Origin of the sequence: Halomonas sp. 707B3, from assembly GCF_024158645.1 — a bacterium.
Taxonomy (GTDB): Bacteria; Pseudomonadota; Gammaproteobacteria; order Pseudomonadales; family Halomonadaceae; genus Vreelandella; species Vreelandella lionensis.
Genome location: NZ_JAMZBE010000233.1, coordinates 1 through 3,442, shown reverse-complemented (window position 1 = coordinate 3,442; position 3,442 = coordinate 1). Strand labels below are relative to the sequence as shown.

The 3,442-nt window shown below is 51.9% G+C and carries 7 protein-coding genes; all 7 read right to left on the bottom strand.

The genetic code is table 11. The features are described from left to right. Positions 1 to 36 precede the first annotated feature (36 nt). Complete coding sequence (locus BIS10_RS17980) at positions 37 to 393, bottom strand: hypothetical protein (RefSeq protein ID WP_253507414.1); 357 nt, start codon at positions 391 to 393, stop codon at positions 37 to 39. 215 nt (positions 394 to 608) lie between these two features. Next, positions 609 to 929, bottom strand: a complete 321-nt coding sequence (locus BIS10_RS17975; protein WP_253507412.1) for a DUF427 domain-containing protein — start codon at positions 927 to 929, stop codon at positions 609 to 611. Positions 930 to 1,031: 102 nt separating this feature from the next. Continuing rightward, positions 1,032 to 1,808 (bottom strand): carbon-nitrogen hydrolase family protein, encoded by a 777-nt coding sequence (locus BIS10_RS17970; RefSeq protein ID WP_253507409.1) that lies wholly within the window; start codon positions 1,806 to 1,808, stop codon positions 1,032 to 1,034. Between the two features lie 92 nt (positions 1,809 to 1,900). Continuing rightward, positions 1,901 to 2,167, bottom strand: a complete 267-nt coding sequence (locus tag BIS10_RS17965; RefSeq protein ID WP_062372655.1) for a Txe/YoeB family addiction module toxin — start codon at positions 2,165 to 2,167, stop codon at positions 1,901 to 1,903. After that, complete coding sequence (locus BIS10_RS17960) at positions 2,160 to 2,414, bottom strand: type II toxin-antitoxin system Phd/YefM family antitoxin (protein ID WP_062372652.1); 255 nt, start codon at positions 2,412 to 2,414, stop codon at positions 2,160 to 2,162. Before BIS10_RS17960 ends, BIS10_RS17965 begins: the two co-directional genes overlap by 8 nt. An 82-nt stretch (positions 2,415 to 2,496) precedes the next feature. Beyond that, positions 2,497 to 2,832 carry a zinc ribbon domain-containing protein YjdM gene (locus BIS10_RS17955; protein WP_253507406.1) on the bottom strand — a complete coding sequence of 112 codons (336 nt, stop codon included), beginning with the start codon at positions 2,830 to 2,832 and terminating at the stop codon, positions 2,497 to 2,499. A 92-nt stretch (positions 2,833 to 2,924) separates the two neighbouring features. Further along, positions 2,925 to 3,287, bottom strand: a complete 363-nt coding sequence (locus BIS10_RS17950) for a helix-turn-helix domain-containing protein (protein ID WP_253507402.1) — start codon at positions 3,285 to 3,287, stop codon at positions 2,925 to 2,927. Positions 3,288 to 3,442: the final 155 nt, after the last annotated feature.

The window sequence follows — 3,442 nt, the reverse complement described above, 5'->3', positions numbered from 1 at the left end:
CGGGCTTGCGAAAGCCAACTTGCACGGGGCGAATGATCAAAAAGTGCTCGCTGGCGGTGATAGGGAAAGTGTCGGCGCCGGCTTCACGGATTCAGGTTTGTCTCTTGCCAAACTGTCTATATGGGATGAAGCATTTTGATAGTCATAGCCTCTTTTCTCTAATTCTTTTTTAAAAAGATCGTTATATTTATCTTTTCCATAAACCCAACTACATACTGTGTTTTTTAACTCCCGTAAAAAATCACTTCTTCTTTCTTGCATGTCTGTATAATTTACGCACACACCTTTATGGGTTTTACCCTCCGGCTTACTTAAATCAAACGTAAAATGACAAGTATGCTTAATTAAAGAATCAACATTGGTCAGTAGATTTCTAATTTTTTCATCATTCATATTAAAAACTTTTTAGTTATAGCTGGGTTTTTATGGTTGAAAACATGTAACAATTCTTGTATAGCCTGCGACATAATCTGAGTGAAACCGGCGGCACTTGCATTCAACTTATATTTCCTTTAACTCACATACCAACCTATTTAAGTCAAAATAAATTAAGCATAAATAGGCAGCATTCCGCTCCTGCCGTGATATCCGCTCGGGATTGAAAGCCATCATTTATTCACTACCAAATAAAACGCCACCCTACCCGCAATAGCCTCAACCTCTTCCATCGGCTCCTCATAACTCCAAGCAATATCCCGTCGCTCACCCAGCGAAAAATACACTGCATGCCCTTTAAACGGGCAATAAGTGGTCGTTTCCGAAACAGTAAGTAAGTCCATCCGCACGTCTTTACGTGGGAAGTAGTGGCGCGGCGGGTAGCCGTGTTCGCGGAGTTCCAGTGTATCGGTGGAGTCGGCTAACAGAACGCCATCCGCCCGCACTTGCATGCGCTGCTGGCTAGGGTGAAGCGTTATGCGGGCATCCTGCATCGTGTTGTCCCTGCGGCGTTGTTCGCTCTAATGCTTCGAGACTAGCAGTTAATTTAGGTTAAGCCCACCTTACCGGATTAGTTTTTAGTCGGTAACTCATACTTAGCTATGTAAGTTAGTCATCACTTCCACGCTACTACTTATGCCACCGTAATGAATGCGGCACAGCACTAAGCTGGGTTGGGTGCCGCTGGCTTTCACGGTTAACTCCCCTGCTGCGTTCCAGCCGCCGCTATTGCCACAGGTTTGCCAGCCGCCCGTGTTGGAAACGTGGTTGGCGAGCAATACCGGCAGTTGGTGGCGCTTTGCGATGGTGGCGAGCAGCTCGGCATCGTTGGCATAGCCACCTGGGGAGATCAGCGCGCTGGCGAGATATACGTCCGCCTGCTGTTTGGCTGCAGTAGCGGCGTGTATGGAGTGGGTGAAGTCGGCGCAAACGGCCAGGGCGATGCGGGTACCGTTAACGTTGATTAGGCCACTTTCAGTGCCGGGGGCACAGTAAACATCTTCCCCTTCGTGAAGGTGCTGCTTTAGGTAGAAGGTGTGTTCGCCGTTGGGGAAGCAGATCACCGCTGCGATGTAGGGCTTGCCGTTCGGGTTGTGCAGTGGGCAGCCTGCGATTACCACCGTGTTATTGGCTACGGCTGCAGCGGTGAGGGCGGCAAAGGTGGCATCGTCGCGGGGCATGGCCAGCTGGCTGAGTAGCGCCAGCTCGTAGCCGGTGAGCGAGAGTTCGGGAAAGGCCACCACGTTGGCCTTCAGCGCGGCGGCGCGTTCTATGTAAGCTAGGTGCGTTTGTAGGTTGTCGTCTACCGCCGCTTTGCTGACAGGCAGTTGGGCGAGTGCGATGGTGATGGGGGCTGGTGTGGTAGCTGTCATTTTTTCCACTTAGCTGGCTGGGTGCAGGCACAGTCGCGGGCTAAAGTCACCTCCCACTGCTGGCTCACTCTCGGGGCCGATTCAGTTGCGGGCTAATAGTGATAGCGGCAAGAAATGACAGTGATCGCGTGGTGATCGACTGCATAAACAAGCCGATTAGTATCGTCTATACGTCGAGACCAAAAGCCCGCTAGGTTTTCTTTTAAGGGCTCTGGCTTGCCGATTCCTTCAAAGGGAGAGCGCTTTACATCGTTTATCAGCTTATTAATGCGCTTAAGGGTTTTCTTATCCTGCGCTTGCCAATAGACGTAGTCGTTCCAAGATTCATCTGTCCAACACAACAGTCGCTGACTACTCATCCATTAACTCTCGTGCGCTTGTTTGGCCAGCACGATATTGCGCTATTGAGCGGTTAAGGTGTTCAGCATTTTTAGGCGAACGAAGCAGGTGCACTGTTTCCATTAGGCTATTGTAATAATCCAGCGACATCACAACGGCATCTTCAGCATCCCTGCGCGTGATCACGGTGGTATCCGCATCATTAACGACGCCATCCAGCACGGCTTTTAAGCCATTCCTCGCTTCTGTAAAAGACACAATTTTCATACACGCCTCACATGTACTATTTAGGGTACAAGTCTAGCCGTTGCTCGCAAACCTGTACAGCTAATAAGACAGAACGACTGCTTCAGGCCTTTTTCACAAACTGTGCGGTCACCATCATGTCGCCTGCGCCGTCTACTTTGCAGTCTAGCTGGTGGTCTTTGCCCTCTTTTAGCCGTTTGATGACGGCTTTGGTGCCGATCTTGAGCACTTGGGAGCTGCCTTTGACCTTGAGGTCTTTGATCAGCGTAACCTTGTCGCCTTCGGCGAGCGGCGTGCCGTGGGCATCTGCCACGTTCACAGCCTCTTCGGCGGCGGCTTCTTCAGGGTTCCATTCGTGGGCGCATTCAGGGCAGATGAACAGGCGTTGATCCTGGTAGACGAATTCCGACTGGCAGCGGGGGCATGGCGGGCAAGACATAAGCAGTGGCTTCTGTGGTAAATGAGCGGTGATGATACTGAGCCAGGGCAGCCTTGGCGACTGGCGAGCGCCGCCGTGGGCGCTGGCGAGGCTCAGGCGCTGGCATCGTCCGCGTGTTCGGTGGGGTGAAACACTTCTTTCTGCTCGGCCCATTTCAGCAGCGCATCCAGCGCGGGGCAGAGCGCTTGGCCCCACTCGGTTAGGCGGTATTCCACTTTGGGCGGCACTTGCGGGTACACCTTGCGCGCCACGATGCCATCGGCTTCCAGTTGCCGCAGTTGCTGGGCGAGCATCTTTTGCGAGATGCCGGGGATCAGCTTTTCAAAATCGGAGTAGCGCTGCACGTTACCGTCGAAGAGGTGGAAGAGAATAATCAACTTCCAGCGCCCTTCCAGCATTTTTAATACATCTTCCACTCCGCTGGCCGCGCTAGTGGGCGTGTAAATCCTTCTCATGGGTAAGCCACTTACCTTTTTGTGCGTTCTTGATAATCGGTAAGCCTAAGCAGAAGATCCTCGTACAGCAACCACGATGAGGAAGGCTTACCATGAGCGTGTCACTCTCTACTCCCATTGCCACCTATATCGACATTAGCAACGGCGCGGATGAT